This is a genomic window from Lysobacter defluvii IMMIB APB-9 = DSM 18482, from assembly GCF_000423325.1.
GTDB lineage: Bacteria > Pseudomonadota > Gammaproteobacteria > Xanthomonadales > Xanthomonadaceae > Novilysobacter > Novilysobacter defluvii.
Window position 1 is genome coordinate 129692 of the sequence record NZ_AUHT01000006.1, and the last position, 25402, is coordinate 155093.

Here is a 25402-nt window from a genome sequence, read left to right on the forward strand (position 1 = left end):
GACGGTCGTTACCCGGGTTGACCGAGCAATCAGGAGCGTGTCATGAACCACAAGATCCAGGGCGTGCCGCCGGCCATCGCGCGCGGCGTCGAGGCAGGTGCCGGCACGCCGGCGCGTGGCCTGGCCGGCGCCGAGCGCTCGCAGCCGGTGGAAGCCTCGCCGGCCATCGACAGCATGCGCCTGACCGGCGAGGCCGCCGGCCTGCAGGCGCTGCAGCGCGAGATCGGCAGCGCCCCGGCGTCGATCGACGTCGAGAAGGTCAACCAGGTGCGCGCCGCGCTGGCCGACGGCAGCTACCGCATCGACGCGCAGCAGATCGCCGACCGGCTGCTGGCCTTCGAGAACGAACTGCTGAAATGAACGCGATGGCGCAGCCGCTGGCTCCCGCTGATCCGCTGGACGCGCTCGAGGGCGCGCTGGAGGCCGAGCGTCGTGCGCTGCTCGAGCACGACGTCGGTGCCCTGCTGGAGTCCACGCGGGCCAAGCTGGCCGCGCTGCGCCAGGTCGAGGGCCAGGCGCTGGACGCCGCCGCGGGCGCGCGGGTGAGCGCCCTGAGCGAATTCAACCGCGCCAACAGCGTGCTGCTGGCACGGCGCCGGCGCGAGGTCACCTGGGCGCTGCGGCACCTGGGCCGCACCGAAGCGACGGGCGTGTACGATGCGGGTGGCAGGTCCACCGCGCGTGCACAGGCCCGAAGCCTCGGAGTGGGATGAGCCAGCAGCCGACCGACGAAGCACCGGATCCTTCCGCCTGGAGCGCCGACGCGCGCTGGGCGCTGGCGATGGCCGACGCGGCCGTCGTCCTGCTCGACCCTGAAGGCGAACCCCTCCACGAGAACAGCGCGGCCCGACGCATCGCACGGCGGCTGGCCGGCGGTAGCGAGGACCCGGTCGAGGCGGCGCGCCCGTCGATCCATCCCGCCGGCGAGGCCGCCCGCCAGCTCCTGGCGCTGGTACCCGACGGCGGCTGGGACACCGCCTGCGACGAGGGCCGCTGGCGCGGCCGCGTCACCGTCGGCGACCCCGAGGTCGTGCTCGAGATCAAGCTGTACTGCGACCTGGGCGCCGAACCGCCCAAGCGCATGGCGGTGTTCGGCGACGTCACCGCGGGCGCCAAGCGCGAGGATGCCCTGCGCCGGGCGAAGAAGAAGCTCGCCGGGACCCACGAACAGCTCCTGCAGGCCGAGAAGATGGCCTCCATCGGCCAGCTTGCCGCGGGCGTGGCCCACGAGATCAACAACCCCATCGGCTACGTGCACTCCAACCTGGGCACGCTGCAGGAGTACACGAGCGCGCTGTTCGGGTTGATCGACGCGTACGCCGAGGCGATGGAGGACGAGGATCCGGTCCGCCACCGGGAGTCCCTGGCCGCCACGCGGCAGCAGCTGGACATCGACTTCATCGCCGGCGACCTGCCGCCGCTGCTCAAGGAGTCGCGCGAGGGCATCGAGCGGGTCACGCGCATCGTCCGCGACCTGAAGGACTTCTCCCACGTCGAGCGCGATGCGCCGATGCGCCCCGCCGACCTGCAGCAGGGCCTGGAGTCCACGCTCAACATCGTCTGGAACGACCTCAAGTACAAGGCGCGCATCGAGAAGCACTTCACCCCGATGCCGCTGGTGGAGTGCCACCGCTCGGAGATCAACCAGGTCCTGATGAACCTGCTGATCAACGCCGGCCAGGCGATCGACGACCAGGGCACCATCGTGATCGCGACCGGCTCGGGCGACGGCGAGGCCTGGATCAGCATCACCGACTCAGGGTCCGGGATGCCGAAGGAGGTGATCGAGCGGATCTTCGACCCCTTCTACACCACCAAGCCGGTCGGTCACGGCACCGGGCTGGGGCTGGCGATCTGCTACGGCATCATCGCCAAGCACAACGGGCGCATCGAGGTGTCCAGCACGCTCGGGGTGGGCAGTACCTTCCGCGTGGTGCTGCCGGTGACCCAGCCTCGCGCCCAGGCGCCCGGCGAGGCCTGATCAGAAACCGGCGGATTTGCGCGCGCGCGCCTCGTGGTCGGCGAACGCGGCCTGGATGTGCCCGCGCAGCTCGTCGTCGTCCCAGGGCTTGGTCAGGAAGCGGTAGATCGCGCCGCGGTTGATCGCCTCGGTGATGCTCTTCAGGTCGGTGTAGCCCGACAGCACCATGCGGACCGTGTCCGGGTACAGGTCGCGCACCCGGCCGAGGAACTCGGTGCCGCTCATGTCCGGCATGCGCTGGTCGGACACGATCACCTGGACCGGATTGGAGGCCAGCAGGTCGAAGGCCTCGCGCACGCTGTTGGCGGCGAGCACCCGGTAGCCGTCGCGGCGGAACAGGCGCACCAGCGAGCGCAGCACGTTCTCCTCGTCGTCCACCAGCAGCAGGGTGCGCTCGGGGCGCTCGCTGGCGAAGGCCTCCGGCTTGGGGAAGCGGCGGCCGATCAGCTCGTCGAGCTGGTGCGCCGGCTGCGGCGCACCGAACAGGAAGCCCTGGAAGAAGTCGCACTGGTTGCGGCGCAGGAAGCCGAGCTCGGCCTCGTTCTCCACGCCCTTGGCGATGATCTTCATCTCCAGCCGGTGGCCCATCGCGATGATGCCGCGCACGATCGCGGCGCTGCGGGTGTCGCTGGGCGCGTTGCGGATGAAGCTGCGGTCGATCTTCAGTCGGTCCATCGGGTGCTGGGCCAGCGCCGACAGGCTCAGCCCGCCCAGGCCGAAGTCCATGATCGTCAGCGTGGCCCCCAACTCGCGCAGGCCGGCCAGGTTGAGGAAGACCTGGCGGGTGTCCTGGGCCAGCACCTGTTCCGGGATCTCCAGCTCCAGCGCGGCGGGGGGCAGCCCGTGCTCGTGCATCAGCGCGCCCAGCCGGTCGACCAGGTCGTGGTCGGCCAGCAGCGATTCGGGCAGGTGCACCGCCACGCCCAGGTAGTCCAGCCCCTGCGCGCGCCAGCGGGCGAGCTGGCCGATGGCCTCGGCAGTGGTCCGCCAGCCCAGCCGCTGGGCCAGGCCGACGCGCTCGACCATGTCCATGAAACGGTTGGGCAGCAGGACCCCGCGCTCGGGATGGTTCCAGCGCAGCAGGGCGCTGAAGCCGCAGATGCCACCGTCGGTCGCGGCCACGGTCGGCTGGTAGTGCAGCTCCAGCTCGTTTTCCTCGAGCGCCGCGGTGAACCGGGCGGCGAAGCCGTCGCCGACGGGCAGCCGTGCATCACGCTGTTCGTACAGCGCCACGCTGTCGAGGCCTTCCTCCTTGACCTGCAACAGCGCGTGCTCGGCGCGCGCCAGCAGTTCGGCGGAGTTGCGTGCGTGGTCGGGGAAGACGGCGACGCCGATCGAGAGGGTCACCGGGATGGTGTACGGCGGCAGGTACAGCGGGGTGTCGAAGGCGTCGCGCAGCGCGTCCGCCACGGCGGTCCCGTCGGGCTCGCCCTCGCGATACCCGAGTCCGGCGACGAATTCATCACTGCCGCGGCGCCACAGCCAGGCATCGGGCGGCAGGGCCTGGCGCAGCCGCTGGCCGATCGCCGCCAGCGCCTGGTCGCCCACTTCCTCGCCCATGTTCACGTTGATCGAACGGAACATGTCGATGTCGATGTGCAGCAGCGCCACCTTGCGGCGGGTGGCGCTGGCCGCGGCCAGGGCGGTGGTCAGGCTGGGACCATTGGCACCCAGCCGGTGCACGCCCGAGACCGGGTCCTGCGAGACGTGCCCGAATTCGTCGTAGCGTTCGCTCGTCATCGCCGCGGTCCCGGTCCTGGATTCCGCTTCACTCGTCCTTCGGCGCGGAGCCGAAATCCCCTTCCGCCTCGGCGGCCAGGTAGGCGAACACGGCGTAGGCGGCCACGTTCTGCGCCAGCGCCTCCGGGTCGATCTTGTCCAGCGTGTCGTCCGGGGTGTGGTGCAGGTCGAAGTAGTCGGTGCCGTCCTGCGCCAGCCGCGCCCACATCAGCCCCTTGCCGGCAAACGGGATCAGGTCCGGGCCGGGGCCACCGGCGTCGCCGGCGTACTCGATGCCGAGCGGCGCGAGTGCCTCGGCGATCTGCTTTACTGCTCCGCGGGCGTACTCCGGCGCACCGGAGCTGAGCGCGTAGATGCGCCCGGCACCGAAGTCGCTTTCGGCGGCGATCATGTGCCGGGTGACCTCGCCGGCGTACTTCTCGGCGTAGGCGCGGCCGCCCACCAGGCCCTGCTCCTCGTTGGCGAAGGCGATGACGCGGATGGTGCGTGCCGGGCGCCGTTCCAGGTCGCCGATCAGCTTGCCCGCGGCCATGGTGATGCCGATGCCGGCGCCGTCGTCGACCGCGCCGGTGCCCAGGTCCCAGGAGTCCAGGTGGGCGACGATCAGCACCAGCTCGTCGGGGCGGCTGCTGCCGGTGATCTCGCCGATGACGTTCTGCGAGGTGTACTCGCCGTCCCAGCCCACGTCCAGGTCCATCCGCACGCGGATGGGCTTGCCCAGCGCCAGCAACCGGGTGAGTTGCTCGGCGTCGGGCAGCGACAGGGCGGCCGATGGGATCGGCTCCAGGCCCTCGTCGAAGCGCGTGTTGCCGGTGTGCGGGTTGCGGTGCAGGTCGGTCCCCGCCGAGCGCATCAGGAAGCCTTCGGCGCCGGCGCGGATCGCGGCGGAGGGGCCGCGGCTGCGCAGCCGGCCGCCCAGGCCGTAGCCGGAGCCGTCGCGGGTGCGCTCCATCTCGTAGTCGACGAAGGCGATCTTGCCGGCCAGCGCGCCTTCCGGCGCCGCCTCCAGTGCCTCCAGGTCGTCGAAGCGCACGATCTCGCCCTCGACGCTGCCGCCGGGGCTGCCGCCCAGCGCGGTCAGCGTCAGCGGCTGCGCGTGGTCGCCCACGACCGCGCCGCTTTCGCCGTGGCGGACCCACTTGGGGAAGGTGACCGGTTCGGTCCAGACCTTGTCGTAGCCCAGTTCGTGGAACTTCGCGATGGCCCATTCCACGGCGCGGGCGTCGGCCTCGCTGCCGGCCATGCGCGGGCCGATCTCGGTGGTCAGCGACTCGACGATGCGGTAGCCCAGGTCGCTCTCCAGCGCCTGTTCGCGCAGCCGCTCCGCGGTGGCGAAGCTGGCCTGCGGGATGCGCGTCTCCTGCTGGTCGGTGGCGCCGGCCGCGAAAGCGGGGGCGGTGGCCAGGCCCAGGCCGGAAGCCAGGGCGACGGAAAGCAGCAGCGGTGCAAGGCGCATCGACGATCTACCGGGTTGCGGGTGGACCGTCGAGCTTAGCAGCGACGCGCCGGGCGGCAGTTGTGCCTCAAGTCACGCGCCGGGGCGGCGCAGGGCGTCGCGGATCTCGCGCAGCAGGACCACTTCCTCGCTCGGCTCGGCGGGCTTCTCCTCCGCCGGCGCCTCTTCCTGCTTCTTCTTCAGCCGGTTGTAGGCCCGCAGCATCATGAAGATCACGAAGGCGATCAGGAGGAAGTCCAGGACGGTCTGGATGAAGGCCCCGTAGGTGATCACGGGCGCCGCCGCCTCCTGCGCGGCCGCGAGCGTCTCGTACTCGTTGCCGTCCAGCGATATGAACAGCTGGGAGAAGTCCACCCGACCCAGAGCCAGCCCGATCACCGGGGTGATCACGCCGTCCACCAGCGCGGTGGTGATCTGCCCGAACGCGCCGCCGATCACGACCGCGACCGCCAGGTCGACCACGTTGCCGCGGGCGATGAACTCCTTGAACTCGCTGACCATCCCCATCGCGTCGTCTCCATGCAGGTGCGGGGTGTTCCCGGGTGCAGGCACTATACGGTCGGCGGCCGGCGCTCAGCCAGCGGTGACCTCGCCTGAGAATTCCACCACGCCCTCCAGCGCCGCGGTGAAGCGGTCCCCCGGCTGCAGCGCCGCGACGCCCGCGGGCGTGCCCATGAACACCAGGTCGCCGGCCTTGAGCGCGAACAGCAGCGACAGCTCGTGGAGGATGTCGGGCACGTCCCAGATCAGGTCGTCGAGCGAACCGTGCTGGCGCGTGTCGCCGTTGACCTCCAATCGCAGGATGCGGCCGGCCAGCGGGCCCACCTCATCGGCGGGCACCAGCTCGCTGACGGGGGCGGAATGGTCGAAGGCCTTGCCGGTGTCCCACGGCATGCCCGCGGCCTTGGCCTGCGCCTGCAGGTCGCGGCGGGTGAGGTCCAGGCCTACGCCGTAGGCCAGCACCATGCTGGAGGCGGTGTCGCGGTCGAGCGGTCCGTCCGGGGCATCACGGCCCAGCGCCACGACCAGTTCGACCTCGTGGTGCAGCTCGCGCGAGCCGCGCGGGTAGGGCACCCGGCCATCGGTGACGATCGCATCGGCCGGCTTGCAGAACAGCACCGGGCGCCCGCGCGCGGCGCGGTCCGCCGGGGCGGCCCCCATCTCGCGGGCGTGGTCGGCGAAGTTGCGGCCCACGCAGAAGATCCGGCGCACCGGGAAGGTCGCGCCCCCAGGCGAGCGCACCGGAATGCGGACCGGTGCCGGCGCGGCGACCAGGTCGGCCATCAGTTGCGCGGCAGGCGCGGGCTGTCGACGACGCGGTATTCGGCGGACATTACGTCCGCGGAACGGCGAGGGCCGCGCAGGTTGCGCAGCATCGCCACCGCGAGGCCCCCAAGGAGCATCGCGGCGCCCACCACGGCCCCGACCACGACCAGGCCCGCCAGCACGACCAGGCCCAGCACCCCCAGCGCAACGCGCAGCAGGCGGTGCCGCGGCTTGCGCGGCTCGAAGGCGGCGCGCACGCGGGACTGGAACTGGTGGGTGTGGAAGCGGAAAGCGTGGACGGTCATCAGTGAGGTCGTGGGACAATGCCGGTGTGTAGCGGATGTGAAACGTACCAGTCCCCTCCGAGGTCGAGTGTGATGAAACCGTTAAACGACACGAAAGGCACAGCTCCCGTCGTGGCACTGGACGCGCTCGCCGACGGCGCCCTGCTCGAGGTGGAGGCGGTCGTGGACGGTGACGCGGAGTCGCTGATCCTCCATCGCGACGGCGAGGCCGTCCGCGCCTGGTACAACGTCTGCCCGCATGCGGGACGGCGGCTGGACTGGGCCCCCGGCGAGTTCCTGCGCAGCAAGGACGGGCTGGTGGTCTGTGCCGCCCACGGCGCCAGCTTCGAACTGGGCGCTGGCGAGTGCGTTGCCGGCCCCTGCCGCGGGGAATCACTGCGCGCGGTGCCGGTGGAGGTCCGCGACGGCGCGGTGTGGCTGGCCTGACCCCTCAGAACAGCAGGTTCACCATCACCACCGCCACCAGCGTGTAGAGCAGCGACAACGGCGCGCCGACCTTCCACAGCTCGCGCGCCGTGTAGCCCGCCGGCCCGGTGACCATCGAGATCACCGGGTTCGACGCGGTCATGAAGTTGTTGGAGGCCGACAGCGCCACGATCAGGGCGAACGCGGTGGGGTCGCCTCCCGCCGCCAGGGCCAGGTTGATGGCCAGCGGCACCACCACGATCGCCGCGCCGACGTGGCTGATCACCAGCGAGAACGCGGTGGTCAGCAGGCCCAGCGCGACCTGCAGCAGCCAGGTGGGCGTGGCTTCGGGCAGGCGCTCGATGCTGTGGCCGGCCACCCAGGCCGCCGCGCCGGAGGAGTCCATCGCCCAGCCCAGCGGGATCAGGCAGGCCATCAGGAACACCGTCTTCCAGTTGATCGCCGCGTAGGCCTCGTCGATGTGGATCACCCCGGCCAGCAGCATCCCGGCCACGCCGGTCATCAGTGCCACCGAGACTGGCAGGTTGGACGACAGCGCCACCAGCATGGTCACCGCGAAGATGCCCAGCGCGACCTTGAGCTTGTGCGGGCGCTGCTCGCCCTTCGGGTAATCGGTCACCACCACCAGGTCGCGGCCCTTGGCCGCCTCGCCCAGGTCGGCCCAGATGCTGTGCAGCACCAGCATGTCGCCGGCCCGCAGGGCCACGTCGCGCACGTTCTCGCGCAGCACCTGCTTGTCGCGGTTCACCGCCAGCAGGCTCAGCCGCAGGTTCTTGCGGATCGCCAGGTCGCTGGCGGTCTTGCCGATGAAGCGCGAGGTCGCCGGCACCACGGCTTCGGAGATGCCCGCGCGGCTGGGGTTGAACAGGTCGCCGAAGTTCCGCAGCCGGCTCGACAGCCGCAGCATCTGGTTCTGCGCGAAGTCGGCGACCTGCTGCTTCGGCCCCATCGCCCCGAGCACGCTGCCGACCCAGATGCGCGCGTCCGCCGGGGGCGACAGGCGCGATTCGTCCTTGGTCTTGAGCGCCAGCAGCAGCGGGGCGCCGTGCAGCGCCTCCGCCTCGCCCAGCGACATGCCGACCAGCGGGCTGTCGGCGGTGACGGTCAGCTCGTAGACGTCGCCGTCGATGCCATAGGTCTTGGCGAAGTAGCTCTGGGTGCGGGCCGGGGTGGCGCCCTTGCCGTTGCCCTCGTGCAGGCGCTGGTTGCCCCAGAAGCGGAAGTACAGCAGGCAGGTGGCGAGCAGGGCCGCGCCGATCGGCAGCGGGGCGAACATCTGCAGCGGCTCGAGCACCGCCGCGCCGGAGGGCAGGTTGGAGTTGGCGGCCAGCAGCAGGTCGTTGAGCAGGATCAGCGGCGAGGTGCCGACCATGGTCAGCGAGCCGCCCATCACGATCGCGCAGGCCAGCGGCAGCAGCAGGCGCGGCAGGGTCAGCCCGGTCCGCGAGGACAGGCGCGAGGCGACCGGCAGGTAGAGCGCCATCACCGACGGGTTCTGCATGATCGAGGAGTTGATGCCGGCGATGCCGCCGGTGAGCATCAACAGCCGCTCCTCGCGCCCGTGCGAGCGGCGCAGCAGCCACGAGGCCAGCCGGTTGAGCGCGCCTGTGCGGTCCAGCCCGGCGCCCAGGATCATGGTTGCGATGATGCTCATCACCGCGTTGGAGGAGAAGCCGTTGAAGATCTCCTCCGGCGCGACCAGGCCGCTCAGGCCCAGCAGCACCAGCACCACCAGCGCGACCACGTCCGGGCGGATGCGCTCGAAGACGAACATCACCATCGTGAAGCCCACCAGCCCGAGGACGAGCTTCATGTCGGTGGTGAGCGCCAGCGCGGTGTCCATGCCCTGCTTCAACTGCCTCGTGTCAATCGGCGGCCCGGCCCTCCGCCGGCGCCGGGTACCTCAACTGCGGTCGTAGAGCAGGTCCCACACCCCGTGGCCGAGCCGCAGGCCACGCGACTCGAAATGGGTCTGCGGCCGCCAGGGCGGCCTTGGCACGCTGCCGCGCGGACCGGCGCGGTTGGACAGGCCCGGGGTTTCGTCGAGCACGTCCCACATGTGTTCGGCATAGTCCTGCCAATCGGTGGCAAGGTGCAAGCGGCCGCCCGGCGCCAGCTTGCGCACCAGCAGCGCGGCGAACTCCGGCTGCACCAGCCGGCGCTTGTGGTGGCGCTTCTTGTGCCACGGATCGGGGAAGTAGATCCGCACCTCGTCCAGGCTGCCGTCCGCCACCTCGCTCGCCAGCACCTCGACCGCATCGTGGTGGTACAGGCGCACGTTGCGGGCGTCGTCCTCGGCCAGCGCGTTCAACAGCCGCCCGACACCCGGCGCGTGCACCTCCAGCCCGATGTGGTCCCGGTCCGGATCGCGCGCGGCCGAGAAGCGCAGCGCCTCGCCGTTGCCGAAACCGATCTCCAGCACCCGCGGCGCACTGCGCCCGAAGACCGCGTCGAAGTCGCGCGGCTTCCCGTCGTACTCGATCCCGAAGCGCGGCCAGAGCTCATCGAACGCCCGCTGCTGCGCCGGCGTGAAGCGCCCCTGGCGGAGCACGAAGCTGCGGACCTGGCGATGGCCCTCGGTAACGGTGAAGGGCTTGGGCGGGGCGTGCTTTTCCCCCTCCGCGTCCCTCTCCCTCTCCCGCTCGCGGGAGAGGGCCGGGGTGAGGGGCTCTTGCTCTTCGCGGGGGCCCTCATCCGCCCTTCGGGCGCGTTGACTCGCCACATCCATGTGGCTCGCCCTCCGGGCGGCTTCGCCGTCCAAATCGGCAGTCCCTGCCGATTTGTCTCCCGCAGGCGGGAGAAGGGAAGAAGGCCGCTTCATCCAATCAGCCCATCCACCGGCGACGATGCACTCGCAAACCGCTTCCGCGGGATCCGCCCGGCGCGGAACGCGTCGCGTCCCGCCTGCACGGCCAGCTTCATCGCCCGCGCCATCAGCACCGGATCCTTCGCCCCCGCGATCGCGGTGTTCATCAGCACCCCGTCGCAGCCCAGCTCCATGGCGATCGCCGCGTCCGACGCCGTGCCGACACCGGCGTCAACGATGATCGGCACCTTCGCGTTCTCGACGATCTCCAGCAGGCTCCACTTGTTCTGGATGCCCAGCCCGGAGCCGATCGGAGCGGCCAGCGGCATCACCGCCACGCAGCCGATCTCCTCCAGTTGCCTGGCCAGGATCGGGTCGTCGGAGGTGTAGACCATCACGTCGAAGCCGTCGGCGACCAGCATCTCGGCCGCCCTGAGAGTCTGCACGACGTCTGGGTAGAGGGTCTTCTGGTCGCCCAGGACCTCCAGCTTCACCAGCTTGCGGCCGTCCAGCAACTCGCGCGCCAGCCGCAGCGTGCGCACGGCCTCCTCGGCGGTGTAGCAGCCGGCGGTGTTGGGCAGGATCGTGTACTTGTCCGGAGGCAGCACGTCGAGCAGGTTCGGCTCGCCGGGTTCCTGGCCGATGTTGGTGCGGCGGATGGCGACGGTGACGATCTCGGCGCCGGCGGCGTCGGTGGCGCGGCGGGTCTCGTCCAGGTCCTTGAACTTGCCGGTGCCGGTCAGCAGGCGCGATCCATAGGATACGCCGGCGATCACCAGCGGGTCGTTTGCGATGTGGGGGCTGTTTTCGCTCATTCCGCGATTATCGCATCGTGGGCTCCGGAGGGAGCGTCGCGCGTGCAGGGTGCTTGCCGGTCGGTTCGGTCGGGCCATCCATGGCCCGACTCACCGAGCGTGGGCCCCGCTACGCGGGTCCGGCCCGGCGCAGCGCGCCGGGCGTTCAGCCGGGCGCGCGGCAGTGCCGCGCAAGCAGCCCGGCTTCACCCATGGCCCACTCCGGCAACACCCTGCACGCACGCCGCCCCGGCGGTTTGGTTGGCGTGGCACAAGAGGGGGGACAGGCTTGCGACCCGACCGGGAGCGGTCGACGTGCCGACATACGCGGCAGAGCCCCAGAAGCTCGGATCGAGGTGCAGTGAACGGGTGTCTTTCTCTTCCCGGTGCAGGACCGCAGGCACCGGCGGGCCACGCCTGCCACAAAGTGCACCAACCGGCAGCGTGTCAGGCTGTGCGGTGGTGGCTACCCATTACACCAAGACAACCAAACCGCCGGGGCGGCGTGCGCGTGGTGTGTTGCTGGAGCAGGCCATGGATGGCCTGCGCCCGGTGAGTCGCGCCATGGATGGCGCGACCGAACCGGCCAGCAAGCACGCCACGCGCGCGACGCTCAGCCCGAAGCCCACGCCCCCTCCCCGGGATCACGCATCGAACGATCCCGCAGGCCCTACAATCGCGGCATGGAACAGACCCCCCACCGCGCCGGCCACGTCGCCGTCATCGGCCGCCCGAACGTCGGCAAGTCGACCCTGACCAACGCCCTCGTCGGCGCCAAGGTCAGCATCGTCTCCTCGCGACCGCAGACCACCCGCCACCGCCTGCTCGGCATCGCCACCTTCCCGGAGGGGCAGCTGGTGCTGGTGGATACGCCCGGCCTGCATCGCGACCACGGCCGTTCCACCGCGACCGCCATGCACCGCTGGATGAACCGGGCCGCGCGCGGTGCGCTGGAGGGGGTGGACGTGGCGATGCTGGTGGTGCGCGCCGGACAGTGGGACGAGTCGGACACCTTCGCCTACCAGGCCCTGCACGGGGCGGGCATTCCGGTGGTGCTGGTGGTCAACCAGGTCGACCGGATCAAGGACAAGGCGCAGTTGCTGCCCTACCTGGCGCAGGTCAGCGAAGGGCGTGAGTTCGCTTCGGTGCATCCGGTGTCGGCGCTCAAGCGCAAGGGGCTGGAGGCGCTGGTGGCCGACGTGCTCCGGCTGCTGCCGGAGCAGCCCGCGCTGTACGGCGAGGACGAGATCACCGACAAGAGCCAGCGCTTCCTGGCCGCGGAAATGGTGCGCGAGCAGCTGATGCGCCAGCTGGGCGAGGAACTGCCCTACGCCACCACGGTGGAGATCGAGCGTTACGAGGAGCAGCCCGGGCTGGTGAACATCGGCGCGGTGATCTGGGTCGAGCGCAAGGGACAGAAGGCGATCGTGATCGGCAAGGGTGGCGAGCGCCTGCGCGAGATCGGTACCCGCGCGCGGCAGCAGATGGAGCGGCTGTTCGATTCGAAGGTGTTCCTGGAGACCTGGGTGCGCGTGCGCGAGGGCTGGTCGGACGACGAGGCCGCGCTGCGCGCCTTCGGCTACCACGAGTAACGCGGTGAGGATCTCGGGCGAGCCGGGATTCGTGCTGCATGCCCGGGCCTGGCGCGAGACCAGCCTGCTGGTGGAGGTCCTCAGCGCCAACCACGGCCGGGTCGGGCTGGTGGCCCGCGGCGTGCAGGGGCCGAAGCGGCATGCCCTGCGCGCGGCCCTGCAGCCCCTGCAGTCGATCCGGTTCGATGCGGTCCAGCGCGGGGAGCTGGCGCAGCTGCGCGGAGCGGAGGCCATGGACGCGGCCCCGCGCCTGTCGGGCGATGCGATGGTGTCGGCCTTCTACCTCAACGAGCTGACCCTGCGGCTGGTCCCGCGCGGGGACGCGCTGCCGGAGCTGTTCCTCGCCTACGCGAACACCCGCCAGCGGCTGCGCGACGGCGAGCCGCTGGCGTGGACGTTGCGCCGCTACGAGCGCGACCTGCTGGACGCGCTGGGGATCGGGTTCGACTGGAGCCTGGAGGCCGGTGGTGGTCCGGTGGATCCGGCGGCGCGGTACCGGGTCGATCCGGAAGCAGGACCGGTGCGGATGCTGAGCGACCGTGGCGCGCAGGACCGGCGCCAGGGCGCGACCGGGCGTGGACTGCTCGCGCTGGCGGCCGATGAGTTCCCGCAGGCGGGTGACCTGGCCGGGCTGCGGCACGTGCTGCGCGCGGTGCTGGCCGCGCACCTGGGCCCGCGTGGGCTGAAGTCGTGGGAGATGCTCTCCGGCCTCCCGGGCCGCGCCGGGTTTGATCCAGCTCTCCGGGACCAGGGCGGGGACTAGGGATCGAGCAGTTCGTCGACCGCCGCCTCGAAGCTCCGCAGTGCGTCCGGGCTACCGATCTCCTGTTGCAGTGCCCGCACCGCGGCATCCAGGCGGGGTGCCCCGACGAAGCCGCAGCTCGCGCGCAGCTTGTGCAGCTCCGTCTCGGCCTCCACGACGCTGCCCCCGGCGATGGCGCCGCGGATGCGATTGCGCGTGGCGGGCAGTTCGTCGAGGAAGAGCTTGCGCAGCGCGTCCACATGGGCACGCTCGCCGTTGAGCGCGCGGGTCGCCGATTCATCGTCCCAGCGCAGGGGCTGGTCGGCCACGCGCAGTGGCGCGGCGGGCAGGTGCCGGCGCACCGCCTCGCGCAGCGCGGCGGGCGCGACGGGCTTGCGGATGAGCCCGTCGAAACCCTGTCCGGCGACTGCCGCGAGGGAGGCCGCGTCGTCGCCGGCGGTATGGCACAGCGCCGGAACCCCCGGGTCCTGCGCGCGCAGCCGCGCCAGCAAGGAGGCGCCGCTGCCGTCGGGCAGGTTCGCGTCCAGCAGCCAGACCTGGTGCCGCCCGGGTGAGGCCAGGGCAAGGGCTGCGGCCACGTCGGCCGCCTGGTCCACGATCGCCGGCAGGGCTTCCAGCGCATGGGCCAGGTAGGCGCGGCTGATGGGGTCGTCCTCGACCAGCAGCAGGCGGACGGGCGGGGTGTCGGCGATCATCGGGTACGCGTCCGTGCGCGGGTATGCTCCGGCGGATGTCGCGCCCGATCTTACCCGCGCCGTTTGCCATCGGTCCCGCCGCGGTCGCGGCGGCGCTGGCGCTGTGCGCGCTGCTGGCAAGCGGAACGGCGTGGGGACGCGTGGCCGAGGCGCGCATCCAGCGCATCGAGACCGCGGCGGCGACGCTGGACGATGTCCGGGTGCGCCTGGAGTGGCCGGAGGACAGCGCGCACGGGCAGTTGCGGCTGCGGGCGGCGACCCTCGACACCACCTTGGGCTACACGCTGCGCGGCGTTGACTGGAGTTGCCGCCTGCGGCGCATGCGGAACGAACGCTGGGACTGCGCCGGGCCGGTGGTCGCCGAGGGTGGCGACATGGACCTGTCGGTCGCACTCGACTCGGGCGACCTGCACGCGCTCCTGGACGGCGATGGCACCCGGGCCGCGCTGGCGCGCGATGCCGGGACGCCGGACCTGTGGTCGATCGACCTCACCGGGGTGCCGCTGGCCTGGTTGCAGCAGTTGCTGGCCACGGCCTGGCCGGAGGGCGTGCTGACGGCGGGTACCGGTGCCGCGGACCTGCAGTTGCACGTTCCCGCCGACGGTGCCATGGAGCTCGCCGGGACGGTGGAGCTGGCGGATGCGGGCTTCGACAGCCGCGACGGTCGCCTCGCCGGTGAGGGGCTGGACGCGCGGATCGAATTGCAGGCCTCCTTCGGCGAGCACCCCTCGTTCGGGGTGGAAGGACGCCTGGCCGGTGGCGGGCTGCTGCTAGGGCCCGCCTACCTGGCACTCGACGACCGCGACATCGCCCTGGCGGTGCAGGCGCGGAGCGGGGCCGGAGGCTGGGCACTACCCGCCTGGCGGTGGGAGGATCCGGGCATCCTGTCCCTGCGCGGCAGTGCCCGCCTCCCCGATGGCGGGCCACCGGCGGTGGACCTGGTGCTGGATGCGCCGGGCCTCGCCCCGGTAGGCCGGCACTACCTAGATGGCCTTCTGGCCGTCGCGGGGCTGGGCGGGATGCAGCTGGCGGGGACGGCCCGCGGTTCGGTTTCGCTGGCCGGCGGTGGATTGCAGGACGCGCGCCTGGTGCTGGATGGCGTCGACCTCGCCGATGGGCGTGGCCGGTTCGGGTTCGAAGGGCTGCAGGGCGACCTGCGCTTTTCCGGCGGCGCCCTGGAGGAGGGCGCGCTCGCCTGGAGCGGCGGCTACCTGCACCGGGTCCCGTTCGGTCCTTCCCGGCTCCCGCTGCACAGCGCGGGCGGCGAGCTGTGGCTGGCCGAACAGGCCACGGTCCACCTGCTCGAGGGACAGGCGCGCCTGGAGCACTTCCGGCTCCGGCCGCCATCGGCGGGCCAGTCAATGGAACTCCGGTTCGGCCTTGGCCTGGACGCGCTCGACGTGGGCACGCTCGCGGCGGCGATGGACTGGCCGGCGTTCACGGGCCGACTCAGCGGCAGCATCCCGGAGGCGCGCTATTCCGATGATCGCCTGGAGCTGGCCGGCGGTCTCGAGGTGGGGCTGTTCGGCGGGCGCCTGAGTGCCTCGGGATTGTCCATGGAGCGGCCGTTCGGCGTCGCGCCGACGCTGCGTGCCGACGTGCGGCTGGAGGACATCGACCTGGCGGCGCTGACCGCCGTGCTGGACGTGGGCGGGGTGACGGGGCGCCTGGACGGGCGGATCGACGGCCTGCGGCTGCTTGAGTGGCAACCGGTGGCCTTCGATGCCTGGCTGGAGACCGACCCGGCGCACCCGGACCGGCGGCGGATCAGCCAGCGGGCAGTGCAGGACATCTCCAGCGTCGGTGACGCCTCCCTCGTCAGCAGCCTGCAGGGACAGCTGATCGGCCTGTTCGACGACTTCCGCTACTCGCGGATCGGCATCGGCTGCGAGTTGCGCGACGAGGTCTGCAGCATGCGGGGTCTGCGGCCGGCGGCGAACGACGGCTTCGTGATCGTGGCCGGCTCCGGGCTACCGCGCCTGACGGTGGTCGGCTACAACCGCCGGGTCGACTGGCCCACCCTGGTCGAGCGGCTGGCCGCGCTCGGCAAGGGCGACGTGAAACCCGTGGTCGAGTAGGGTACGCGGATGATTCCTGGAGGCAGGCAATGAGTCGCTGGATCGCATTCCCCCTGGCCGCGGTGGCCGCCACCGCGTGCGTCACCATCAACGTCTACTTCCCCGCGGCCGAAGCCCGCGAGGCCGCCCGCGAATTCGTCGAGGGGGTGGTAGGGGAAGGCGCCGACGAGGCGCTCCCGGGCGACGGCGACCCCGGCGCATCGCGGCAGTGGCCCAGCCTGGGCGAACTGGCGGGCCGGGTGGACTGGTACGCGCTGGCCGGCATCGGCAGCGCGCACGCGCAGACGCCCGACATCACCATCCGCACCCCGAGCATCCAGGCCATCCAGTCGCGGATGGCGCAGCGCTTCGACTCGACCCTGCGGGCCGGTTTCGACGCCGGTGCGTTGGGCTTCGCGGCCGACGGCACCATCGTCGTGCGCGACGCCTCCGCCCTGCCGCTGCGCGACCGCGCCGCGATCCAGCAGGCGGTCGCCGAGGACAACCGGGACCGGAAGGCGGTCTACCGGGAGATCGCGGTTGCCAATGGCCACCCGGAGTGGGAGCCGCGCATCCGCGAGGTCTTCGCCCAGCAGTGGATCTCGAGCGCGCGGCCGGGCTGGTGGTACCAGCAGGGCGGGGTCTGGAAACAGAAGTAGCCGGCTCCCGACCGGGTCCTCCCGGCCACTACAATGGGCGGTTCCGCGCAGCAGCAGTCCGCCCATGGCCCGCATCGACAAGACTCCCTTCGAAGCCGAGATCACCGACCTGACCCACGACGGCCGGGGCGTGGCGCGGCGCCCGTCCACGGCACCGGGCGAGCCGGGGAAGGCGGTGTTCGTCACCGGCGCGCTGCCCGGCGAACGGGTCCGGGCGGTGCAGACCCGGCGCCATCGCAGCTTCGACGAGGCGCAGGTGGTCGAGGTGCTGGAGGCGTCCCCCCACCGGGTGGACCCGCTGTGCAGCCACTACGCCATCTGCTCGGGGTGCTCGCTGCAGCACCTGGAAGAGGGGCAACAGATCCTCGCCAAGCAGCGGGTGCTGCTGGAGAACCTGCAGCGCATCGGCCATGTCACCCCCGAGCGGGTGCTCGAACCGCTGGTCGACAGTGCCTGGGGCTACCGCCGCAAGGGGCGGTTCTCGGTGCGGCGGGTGGAGAAGAAGGGCCGCACGCTGGTCGGCTTCCGCGAGCGTGATCCGCGTTTCGTCGCCGAGCTCGAGGAGTGCCGGACCGTCGTGCCGCGGATCGGCACGAAGATCGGCGCGCTGGCCCGGCTGGTCGACGGCCTGGAGGCGCGTGCCACGATCCCGCAGATCGAGTTCATCGCCGGCGAGCCCACCCCCGACTTCGACGGCGTGGCCCTGACCTTCCGTCACCTGGAACCGCTGTCGGAGCCCGATCGCGCGCGCTTGGTGGCATTCGGACAGGAGCACCGCTTCGCCATCTTCCTGCAGCCGGGCGGAGTCGACAGCGTGCACCCGCTGTGGCCGCAGGCGCCGGAACTGTTCTTCAACCTGCCGCAGTGGGACCTGTCGTTCGCGTTCCAGCCGCTGGACTTCATCCAGGTCAACGCCGGACTCAACGGGCGGATGATCGAGCGCGCGCTGGACCTGCTCGACGCGGGTCCCGGCGACCGCGTGCTGGACCTGTTCTGCGGCCTGGGCAACTTCACCCTGCCGTTGGCGCGCGGCGTGCGCGAGGTGGTCGGGGTCGAAGGCGAGCCCGGGCTGGTCGCAAGGGCCCGGGCCAATGCGGAGCGCAACGGGATCGGCAATGCGCGTTTCTTCGCCGCGGACCTGGGCAAGGACCTGTCGGGCGAGTCGTGGATGCGCGAGGGTTTCGACCGACTGCTGCTGGACCCGCCGCGCTCGGGCGCGGACTTCGTGCTCGCCGAGCTGCCTCTGGCGCAGTTCCGGCGGATCGTCTACGTCAGCTGCCACCCGGCCTCGCTGGCGCGCGATGCCGGCTTCCTGGTCAACGAGAAGGGCTGGAAGCTGCGCGCCGCCGGGGTGATGGACATGTTCCCGCACACCGGGCACGTGGAGTCGATCGCGATGTTCGAGCCGGGGGAATAGCGATGGCGATCGAGGTCGAACGCAAGTTCCTGGTCATCGGCGACGGCTGGCGTGCGGCGGCACACGAGGTGCTGCCGATGGCGCAGGGCTACCTCAACGACTCCGCCAGCCTGGACTCCGGCGCCATGCGGTCCTCGGTCCGGGTACGGATCTCCGGCGGGCAGGCCTGGCTGAACATCAAGTCGGTCGAGGTCGGCGCCAGCCGGCAGGAGTTCGACTACCCGATCCCGGTCGCGGATGCGCGGGCGCTGCTGGCGCTGTGCGTCGGAGGCAGCATCGACAAGCGCCGCCACCTGGTGCGCCATGGCGGGCACCTGTGGGAAGTCGACGAGTTCCTGGGCGAGAACGCCGGCCTGGTGGTCGCCGAGGTCGAGCTGGGGAGCGTCGACGAGGCGTTCGAACGACCGGAGTGGCTGGGGGACGAGGTCACCCATGACACCCGCTACTACAACCTCGCACTTGCCACGACCCCCTACTCCCGCTGGCCCCGGTAGGGCGCAATTGCGCGACAATCAGCGGCCGCCCCGCGTGGCACCGCCTGGAGTCCCCGCATGCTCGTGATCGGCATCGCCGGCACCGAACTCACCGCGCAGGAGCGCGACTGGCTGCAGCACGATGCCTGCGCCGGCGTGATCCTGTTCACCCGCAACTTCGCCTCGCGCGCGCAGGTCGCCGAGCTGTCGCAGGCGATCCGCGAGGCCGCGCCGCGGCCGCAGCTGGTCTGCGTCGACCAGGAAGGCGGCCGCGTGCAGCGCTTCCGCGAAGGCTACAGCGCGCTGCCGCCGCTGGAGCGCTTCGGCCGGCAGTACCGCACGGATCCGCAGGGTGCGCTGGGGCTGGCGCGTGAACACGCCTGGGTGATGGCCAGCGAGGTGCGCGCCAGTGGGGTGGACCTGAGCTTCGCGCCGGTGGTCGACCTGGGCCGCGGCAACCGCGCCATCGGCGACCGTGCGTTCGACGCCGATCCGGAGGTGGTCGCCGAGTTCACCCGCGCCTACGTCCAGGGCATGCAGTCGGCGGGCATGGCGGCCACGCTCAAGCATTTCCCGGGGCACGGCTCGGTGCTCGAGGACACCCACCACGACGACGCCGTCGATCCGCGCAGCCTGGAGGAGATCCAGGCGCTGGACCTGGTGCCCTTCGCCGCCGGCATCGAGGCCGGCGCCGACGCGGTGATGATGGCCCACGTCGCGTACCCGGCGGTGGCGCCGGAGCCGGCCGGCTACTCGCGGGTGTGGATCCAGGACATCCTCCGCGGGCGGATGGGCTTCCGCGGGGTGGTGTTCTCCGACGACATCGGCATGGCCGCGGCGTTCTCGGCCGGCGGCATCGGGCAGCGGGTGGAACTGCACCTGGACGCCGGCTGCGACGTGGTGCTGGTCTGCCACCCTGAGCTGGTGGAGGAGTCGCTGAAGTCCGTCGAGGGGCGCGCGCTCAACACCATGGCGCTCACCGGATTGATCGGCCGCGGACCGATGGGCTGGGACGGGCTGATCGCCGATGCGCGCTATTCCGGTGGCCGCGGCCGGCTGGAGGGGATGGCATGAAGGCCGACCTGAAGCAGGTGCTGGCCACCGCGGACCTGCTCCACGACCAGGCGGGCGTGGAAGCGGCGATCGCCCGCATGGCCGGCGAGATCCGCGCCGACTACCCGGATGCGGACGACATCGACGGGCGGCCGCTGTTCCTGACCATCATGCACGGCGGATTCCCGTTCGCCGCGCGGCTGGCGATGGAGCTGGGCCTGCGCGGACTGGACCTGGCGCTCGACTACCTGCATGCCAGCCGCTACCGGGGCTCGACCTCGGGCCGCGAGCTGCGCTGGATGCACGAGCCGGCGACGCCGCTGCAGGGCCGCCGGGTGCTGCTGGTCGACGACATCCTCGACGAGGGCCATACGCTGGCCGGCATCATCGAGTGGTGCCGGGCGCAGGGCGCGGCCGAGGTGCGGGTCGCGGTGCTGACCGTCAAGGAGCACGACCGCTGCGTCGAGGGCGTGTGCGCGGACTACGTCGGCCTGCGGGTGCCGGACCGCTACGTGTTCGGCTACGGCATGGACTACCACGAGCAGGGGCGGAACCTGCCCGCGATCTACGCGATGGCGGAGTAGGGCCATGGAGCAGGGGATCGAGCTTGCCGTGATCGGCGGCACCGGCCTGTACCAGCTGGCCGGACTGGAAGAGGCAGAGGCACACCAGCCGGCCACTCGCTACGGGATGCCGTCCGGTCCGGCCCGCGTGGGCGTCCTGCACGGCCACCGCGTGGCGTTCCTGGCCCGCCACGGCGAGGGCCATTCGGTCCCGCCGCACCGGATCAACTACCGCGCCAACCTCGCAGCGCTGCAGGCGCTGGGTGCGCGCCGCGTGCTGGCGCTCAACACCGTGGGCGGCATCACCGCCGCCTATGGGCCGCGCGTGCTGGCCTGCCCGGACCAGCTGATCGACTACACCTGGGGGCGGGTCTCGACCATCTGCGAGGAGGAAGGCAGGGAGGTCGTGCACGTGGACTTCGGCGAGCCGTATGACCGCGCCCTGCGCGCCGCCGTGCTCGAGGCCGCCCGCGCCAGTGGCACCGCACTCGTGGACGGCGGCTGCTACGGAGCCACCCAGGGGCCGCGGCTGGAGACCCGCGCCGAGATCGCCCGCATGCGGCGCGATGGCTGCGACCTGGTCGGCATGACCGGCATGCCGGAGGCGGCGCTGGCGCGGGAGATGGGACTGGACTACGCCTGCCTGGCGATCGTGGCGAACTGGGCCGCCGGGGCCGGACCCGACCCCGACGAGGTGATCACCCTGCAGGATGTGCTCGACAACGTGGCGGCCGCTTCCAGGGGACTGCCCGCGCTGCTCGAGGCGCTCCTGGCCACGCGGCCGCGCTGAGTACGGGCCGGCGGTCCGTTGTCAAGCGCGGGTTCAGTTTGCATACTGCGCGGGCGTTCGCCCCGGACGGGGAGTGCGCACGAAACCCAGTCGACGAGGTCACAAAGGATATGCAGTACGGCACCGTGAAGTGGTTCAACGACGCCAAGGGATTTGGCTTCATTACCCCGGAGGAGGGCGGTGCGGACGTGTTCGCCCACTTTTCCGCGATCAATGCAAAGGGTTTTCGCAGTCTCCAGGAAGGCCAGCGGGTGCGGTACGAGGTGACCCAGGGGCCGAAGGGGGCGCAGGCCTCGGACATCACCCCGGCGGACTGAGCCGGCGGGGCATGCGGTCGGGTGCATCCGGCCGCCGGACGATCCCGGAGGGCCCCGCAAGAGCGGGGCCTTTTGCGTTGTGCGCTAGATTCGGGGCGGATCCACACCGAGCCCCCGCGATGGACACCGCTCCACGCCCCGAACGCTTCCGGACCCACGAAGTCGGCAACCAGCCGCCACCGTTCGCGCCGCGCGACCTTTGGCACGATGACCGCGTGTTGCGCGAGAGCCTCGAACGGGAGGGTGGCGGGCGGCTCGTGGAGCACGTCGCGCGCTACGGCACCTTGGCCGGCGGCCGGCTGCTGGAGCTCTCCTTCGATGCCCATCGGGACCGGCCGCGCCTGTGCACCCACGACGGCAGCGGCCGGCGGGTCGACCGCGTCGCCTTCCATCCGAACTACCACGCGCTGATGGACGCGGCCGTCACCCACGGGGTGGCGGGCCTGTCCTGGCGCGACGGCGGCCCCGGTGCCCACGTGGCCCGGGCGGCCCTGAGCTACCTGCACCACCAGGTCGAGCCGGGTACCAGCTGTCCGCTGACCATGACCCATGCCGCCGTGCCGGTGCTGCGGCGCGAGCCGGCACTGGCCGGGTGGGCGGAACGCGCCGCCGCGCCCCACTACGACCCGCGCGAAGTCCCGGCAATGGAGAAGGCCGGCATCACCGTCGGCATGGGGATGACCGAGAAGCAGGGCGGCAGCGACGTGCGCGCCAACACCACGCGTGCGACGCCGGACGGGACCGCCTGGCGCCTGGTGGGCCACAAATGGTTCTTCTCGGCGCCGATGAGCGACGGCTTCCTGGTGCTCGCCCAGGCCCCGGGCGGCCTGACCTGCTTCCTGATGCCGCGGCTGCTGGAGGACGGGTCGCGGAACGCCTTCCACCTGCAGCGGCTCAAGGACAAGGTCGGCGACTGGTCGAACGCGTCCTCGGAGGTCGAATTCCAGGGCGCGCTTGCCTGGCGAGTGGGGGAAGAGGGCCGGGGCGTGGCGACCATCCTGGAGATGGTCATGCTGACGCGGCTGGACTGCATGCTCGGCGCCGCCGCGCAGATGCGGATGGCGCAGGCGCAGGCGCTCCACCATTGTCGTCATCGCAGTGCGTTCGGCCGGCCGCTGGTGGAGCAGCCACTGATGCGCAACGTGCTGGCCGACCTCGCGATCGAGTCCGAGGCAGCAACCGTGCTGGCGATGCGCATTGCCCGTGCGGTCGACGCCGCGCCGCGGGATCCGGCCGAGGCCGCGCTCGCCCGCATCGCCACCGCGACCGGCAAGTACTGGCTGTGCCGCCGCGCGCCCGCCTTCGTCAACGAGGCACAGGAGTGCCTTGGCGGCAACGGTTACGTCGAGGAATCGCTGCTGGCGCGGCTGTACCGGCAGGCGCCGCTCAACTCCATCTGGGAAGGCAGCGGCAACGTCCAGTGCCTGGACGTGCTGCGCGCGCTGGCGAAGGAGCCCGCGACCGCCGACGCGCTGCTCGCGGAGATCGGCGCCGCCCGTGGCCTTCATCCGGCGCTGGACCGGGCTGCCGCGGCGCTGCCGGCCCTCCTCGCGGGAGCGAGCGAGGCGGGTGCACGGCGTCTGGTGGAGCAGCTTGCCCTCGCCCTGCAGGCGAGCCTGCTGCTGCGATGCGGCAGTCCGGCGGCGGATGCGTTCTGCCGCAGCCGGCTGGACGGCGAGCACGGGCTGGCCATGGGCACGTTGCCGGACGGATTGCCGCTGGAGGAACTGCTCGCCCGGGCGCTCCCGGACTGACCGGGGGCGTCTGGCGCGTCAGTCCAGGAACTGCAGCCGTGCCAGCTCGGCGTAGAGCCCACCCTGGGCCAGCAACTCCTCGTGGGTGCCCTCGGCGACGATCCGCCCGTGGTCCATCACCACGATCCGGTCGGCCTTGAGCACGGTCGCCAGCCGGTGCGCCACCACCAGCGTGGTGCGACCCTCCATCAGCGTCTCCAGCGCCTGTTGCACGGCGCGCTCGCTCTGCGCATCCAGCGCGCTGGTGGCCTCGTCGAGCAGCAGGATCGGCGCGTCCTTGAGCAGGGCGCGGGCGATCGCGATGCGCTGCTGCTGGCCACCGGACAGCCGCGCGCCCCGCTCGCCCAGCTCCGTGTCGAGCCCTTCCGGCAGTGCCTCGAGGAAGTCGGTGGAGTGGGCGGCGGCGACCGCCGCCTGCAGCTCCGCGTCGGAGGCCTCAAGCCGCCCGTAGCGGATGTTGTCGCGGGCGCTGGCGGCGAAGATCACCGGCTGTTGTGGCACCAGCCCGATGGCCCCGCGCAGCCCCGCCAGCGGCAGCGAGCGGATGTCGTGCCCGTCCACCGACACGATCCCCGACTCCGGGTCGTGGAACCGCAGGAGCAGGGAGAACACCGTGCTCTTGCCGGCACCGGAGGGACCCACCAGCGCCACGGTCTCGCCCGGCCGCACGCGCAGGTCGAATCCGTCCAGCGCCGGCAGGTCGGGGCGCATGGGGTAGTGGAAGGTCACCCCGTCGAAAGTGATCTCGCCGCGGACCGGCCGGGGCAGGGCCACCGGGTGGGCGGGTTCCCGGATCGCGGGTTGCTCCACCAGCAGCTCGGAGATGCGCCCCATGCCACCGGCGGCGCGCTGCAGCTCGTTCCAGACCTCGGCCAGCGCCCCGACCGAGCCACCGGCGATCAGCGCGTACAGGACGAACTGGGCCAGGGTGCCCGCGCTCATGCGGCCGTCGGCGACGTCGTGGGCGCCCGACCACAGCACCAGGGTGATGGCGCCGAACACCAGCACGATGGCGATCGCCGTCACCCAGGCCTGGGCCTGGATGCGCCGGCGCGCGGTCGCCACCGCGACCTTCAGCGCCTCGCCGAAGCGGCCCAGCTCGTAGGGCTCGCGCGCGTGCGCCTGCACCGTGCGCACCGCGCCCAGGGTTTCGTTGGCGAGCGCGTTGGCATCGGCCACCCGGTCCTGGGCCGAGCGCGAGATCTTCTGCAGCCGGCGCCCGCCGATCACGATCGGCACCACCGCCAGCGGGATCCCGACGAGCGTGTAGGCGGCCAGGTGCGGTGCGGTCACGAACAGCATCGCGATGCCGCCCAGGAAGGTCACCGCGCTGCGCAGCGCCACCGACATGCTGGTGGCGATCACCCCGCGCAGCAGCTCGGCGTCGGCGGTGAGCCGGGAGACCAGCTCGCCGCTGCGGGTGCGATCGAAGAAGCCCGCATCCAGCGAGACCAGGTGTGCGTACAGCTGCCCGCGCAGGTCCGCGACCACCCGCTCGCCGAGCAGGGAAACGAAGAAGAAGCGCGCCGCGGTCGCCAGCGCAAGGGCCACCGCAACCGCGAAGAGCAGCATGAAGGCCCGGTCGATGGCGCCCCCACCGCCCTGCGCGAAGCCCTGGTCGATCATGATCCGGAACGCGTGCGGCAGGGTCAGGGTCGCGGTGGAAGAGGCCGCCAGGGCGACCAGCCAGGCGGTGAACAGACCCCGGTGGCGCCGGACGAAGGGCCAGAGCGTCTTGAGGCTGCCGATAGGCGCCTTGCCGGTTGTTCCGGGGCTCCCGCCGGGGGCCGGGTCGGGACGTGCGCTTCCGGGCGCGGGGGAGGCGGCATTCATCCGGCTATTGTCCGTCATCGGCGTCGTCCGGTGCATCGGAGACGCGGACCTCCCCGCGCGTGGAGTCGCGCAGTTGCAGTCGCAGCGGGCCGGCCGCGTCCGCCGGCACTCTCAGCAGCAGACTCCCGCCATCGGCCGCGAAATCCTCGGACAGCTTGTCGGCCCCGTGCTGTGCGAGCGCCCCGTGCACCGCGCCGGTGTGTTCGAAGGGGTACGCCAGCCGCAGGTGGACGTACTCGATGAGCGTGCGGCGCGGGGCCGTGCGCAGGCATTCGGCGGCGCAGCCTCCGTAGGCGCGCACGAGGCCTCCGGCGCCCAGCTTGATCCCCCCGTACCAGCGGGTGACCACCACCACCACCTCGTCCAGGCCCTGGCCATCGATCGCGGCGAGGATCGGCCGGCCGGCGGTCCCGGCGGGCTCGCCATCGTCGCTGGAGCGGTACAGCCCCCCGATCCGCCAGGCCCAGCAGTTGTGGGTGGCGTCGGCGGTCGAGACGCGCGCGATGAACTCCGCCGCGGCCTCCGGGTTGCCGGCCGGCCCGGCCAGTGCCAGGAACCGGCTGTGCTTGACCACCAGTTCGTGGCTGGCCTCGCCTTGCAGGGTCTGGCGGCTCATGGGCTTCGGGCTGTGTTCGGAGTGCGCATCCGGGCAGGGTAGGGCC

The 25402-nt window shown here is 71.8% G+C and carries 25 protein-coding genes and 1 pseudogene; 15 read left to right on the forward strand and 11 right to left on the reverse strand.

Going from position 1 to position 25402, the window contains the following annotated elements; translation table 11 throughout:
* Window positions 1-42 precede the first annotated feature (42 nt).
* Genes flgM through G545_RS13615 form a run of 3 tightly spaced genes read left to right on the forward strand, consistent with a single transcriptional unit; the run spans window position 43 to window position 1981 of the window.
* Window positions 43-360 (forward strand): flagellar biosynthesis anti-sigma factor FlgM, encoded by a 318-nt coding sequence (gene flgM, locus G545_RS0105060; protein WP_027069445.1) that lies wholly within the window; start codon window positions 43-45, stop codon window positions 358-360.
* Complete coding sequence (locus tag G545_RS13610) at window positions 357-713, forward strand: flagellar protein FlgN (protein ID WP_407059625.1); 357 nt, start codon at window positions 357-359, stop codon at window positions 711-713. Before flgM ends, G545_RS13610 begins: the two co-directional genes overlap by 4 nt.
* Entirely contained in the window at window positions 710-1981 is a 1272-nt protein-coding gene (locus tag G545_RS13615) for an ATP-binding protein (protein WP_154656517.1), read from the forward strand. The genes G545_RS13610 and G545_RS13615 overlap by 4 nt, the downstream gene beginning before the upstream one ends.
* Here G545_RS13615 and G545_RS0105075 read toward each other — a convergent pair whose 3' ends face one another.
* The 5 genes from G545_RS0105075 to G545_RS0105095 form a co-directional block, all read right to left on the reverse strand.
* Entirely contained in the window at window positions 1982-3721 is a 1740-nt protein-coding gene (locus G545_RS0105075; protein WP_081677735.1) for an EAL domain-containing protein, read from the reverse strand. It abuts the gene before it with no gap.
* 28 nt (window positions 3722-3749) lie between these two features.
* Window positions 3750-5177 carry a M28 family peptidase gene (locus G545_RS0105080; protein WP_027069447.1) on the reverse strand — a complete coding sequence of 476 codons (1428 nt, stop codon included), beginning with the start codon at window positions 5175-5177 and terminating at the stop codon, window positions 3750-3752.
* A 72-nt stretch (window positions 5178-5249) separates the two neighbouring features.
* Complete coding sequence (gene mscL, locus G545_RS0105085) at window positions 5250-5684, reverse strand: large conductance mechanosensitive channel protein MscL (protein ID WP_027069448.1); 435 nt, start codon at window positions 5682-5684, stop codon at window positions 5250-5252.
* Window positions 5685-5750: 66 nt separating this feature from the next.
* Window positions 5751-6464 (reverse strand): fumarylacetoacetate hydrolase family protein, encoded by a 714-nt coding sequence (locus G545_RS0105090; protein ID WP_407059627.1) that lies wholly within the window; start codon window positions 6462-6464, stop codon window positions 5751-5753.
* Complete coding sequence (locus G545_RS0105095; RefSeq protein WP_052106636.1) at window positions 6461-6748, reverse strand: hypothetical protein; 288 nt, start codon at window positions 6746-6748, stop codon at window positions 6461-6463. Before G545_RS0105095 ends, G545_RS0105090 begins: the two co-directional genes overlap by 4 nt.
* A gap of 72 nt (window positions 6749-6820) precedes the next feature.
* Here G545_RS0105095 and G545_RS0105100 point away from each other — a divergent pair, with 72 nt between their 5' ends.
* Window positions 6821-7174 (forward strand): Rieske (2Fe-2S) protein, encoded by a 354-nt coding sequence (locus G545_RS0105100; RefSeq protein ID WP_027069451.1) that lies wholly within the window; start codon window positions 6821-6823, stop codon window positions 7172-7174.
* A gap of 4 nt (window positions 7175-7178) precedes the next feature.
* Here G545_RS0105100 and G545_RS0105105 read toward each other — a convergent pair whose 3' ends face one another.
* From G545_RS0105105 to G545_RS0105115, 3 genes and pseudogenes are all read right to left on the reverse strand, one after another.
* Window positions 7179-9017 carry an SLC13 family permease gene (locus G545_RS0105105; protein WP_027069452.1) on the reverse strand — a complete coding sequence of 613 codons (1839 nt, stop codon included), beginning with the start codon at window positions 9015-9017 and terminating at the stop codon, window positions 7179-7181.
* A 60-nt stretch (window positions 9018-9077) separates the two neighbouring features.
* A pseudogene (trmB, locus tag G545_RS13620) lies at window positions 9078-9776 on the reverse strand (tRNA (guanosine(46)-N7)-methyltransferase TrmB); the annotation flags it as partial.
* A gap of 215 nt (window positions 9777-9991) precedes the next feature.
* Window positions 9992-10795, reverse strand: coding sequence for a thiazole synthase (locus G545_RS0105115; protein WP_027069453.1), 804 nt, complete (start codon window positions 10793-10795; stop codon window positions 9992-9994).
* Between the two features lie 662 nt (window positions 10796-11457).
* Here G545_RS0105115 and era point away from each other — a divergent pair.
* Window positions 11458-12366 carry a GTPase Era gene (gene era, locus G545_RS0105120; RefSeq protein WP_027069454.1) on the forward strand — a complete coding sequence of 303 codons (909 nt, stop codon included), beginning with the start codon at window positions 11458-11460 and terminating at the stop codon, window positions 12364-12366.
* A gap of 4 nt (window positions 12367-12370) precedes the next feature.
* The gene (gene recO / locus G545_RS13625) at window positions 12371-13129 is read left to right on the forward strand and encodes a DNA repair protein RecO (RefSeq protein ID WP_052106818.1); all 759 of its coding nucleotides are present in this window, start codon (window positions 12371-12373) and stop codon (window positions 13127-13129) included.
* Here recO and G545_RS0105130 read toward each other — a convergent pair.
* Complete coding sequence (locus G545_RS0105130) at window positions 13126-13824, reverse strand: response regulator (RefSeq protein WP_027069455.1); 699 nt, start codon at window positions 13822-13824, stop codon at window positions 13126-13128. The genes recO and G545_RS0105130 overlap by 4 nt on opposite strands.
* Before the next feature lie 35 nt (window positions 13825-13859).
* On the opposite strand from G545_RS0105130, the gene G545_RS13630 reads away from it, so the two are divergent.
* The 9 genes from G545_RS13630 (at window position 13860) to G545_RS0105175 (ending at window position 22907) form a co-directional block, all read left to right on the forward strand.
* Window positions 13860-15902, forward strand: a complete 2043-nt coding sequence (locus tag G545_RS13630; protein WP_052106499.1) for a hypothetical protein — start codon at window positions 13860-13862, stop codon at window positions 15900-15902.
* 29 nt (window positions 15903-15931) lie between these two features.
* Window positions 15932-16540 (forward strand): YdbL family protein, encoded by a 609-nt coding sequence (locus G545_RS0105140; RefSeq protein ID WP_027069456.1) that lies wholly within the window; start codon window positions 15932-15934, stop codon window positions 16538-16540.
* Between the two features lie 64 nt (window positions 16541-16604).
* Window positions 16605-17957 (forward strand): 23S rRNA (uracil(1939)-C(5))-methyltransferase RlmD, encoded by a 1353-nt coding sequence (gene rlmD / locus G545_RS0105145; protein ID WP_027069457.1) that lies wholly within the window; start codon window positions 16605-16607, stop codon window positions 17955-17957.
* A 2-nt stretch (window positions 17958-17959) separates the two neighbouring features.
* A complete protein-coding gene (locus G545_RS0105150) occupies window positions 17960-18451 on the forward strand; it encodes a CYTH domain-containing protein (protein WP_027069458.1) in 492 nt (163 codons plus the stop codon).
* Between the two features lie 57 nt (window positions 18452-18508).
* Window positions 18509-19504 (forward strand): beta-N-acetylhexosaminidase, encoded by a 996-nt coding sequence (gene nagZ, locus G545_RS0105155; RefSeq protein WP_027069459.1) that lies wholly within the window; start codon window positions 18509-18511, stop codon window positions 19502-19504.
* Entirely contained in the window at window positions 19501-20067 is a 567-nt protein-coding gene (locus G545_RS0105160) for a hypoxanthine-guanine phosphoribosyltransferase (RefSeq protein WP_027069460.1), read from the forward strand. Before nagZ ends, G545_RS0105160 begins: the two co-directional genes overlap by 4 nt.
* 4 nt (window positions 20068-20071) lie before the next feature.
* A complete protein-coding gene (locus tag G545_RS0105165; RefSeq protein ID WP_027069461.1) occupies window positions 20072-20836 on the forward strand; it encodes an S-methyl-5'-thioinosine phosphorylase in 765 nt (254 codons plus the stop codon).
* A gap of 110 nt (window positions 20837-20946) precedes the next feature.
* Window positions 20947-21153, forward strand: coding sequence for a cold-shock protein (locus tag G545_RS0105170; RefSeq protein WP_027069462.1), 207 nt, complete (start codon window positions 20947-20949; stop codon window positions 21151-21153).
* A 119-nt stretch (window positions 21154-21272) separates the two neighbouring features.
* Window positions 21273-22907: an acyl-CoA dehydrogenase family protein gene (locus G545_RS0105175; protein WP_027069463.1), complete on the forward strand. Its 1635-nt coding sequence runs from the start codon at window positions 21273-21275 to the stop codon at window positions 22905-22907.
* A gap of 18 nt (window positions 22908-22925) precedes the next feature.
* Here G545_RS0105175 and G545_RS13635 read toward each other — a convergent pair whose 3' ends face one another.
* Both G545_RS13635 and G545_RS0105185 read right to left on the reverse strand, forming a co-directional pair.
* Complete coding sequence (locus G545_RS13635; protein WP_081677737.1) at window positions 22926-24740, reverse strand: ABC transporter transmembrane domain-containing protein; 1815 nt, start codon at window positions 24738-24740, stop codon at window positions 22926-22928.
* 4 nt (window positions 24741-24744) lie between these two features.
* On the reverse strand, window positions 24745-25356 hold the full coding sequence (locus G545_RS0105185; RefSeq protein ID WP_027069464.1) for an IMPACT family protein: 612 nt from the start codon (window positions 25354-25356) through the stop codon (window positions 24745-24747).
* Window positions 25357-25402 lie beyond the last annotated feature (46 nt).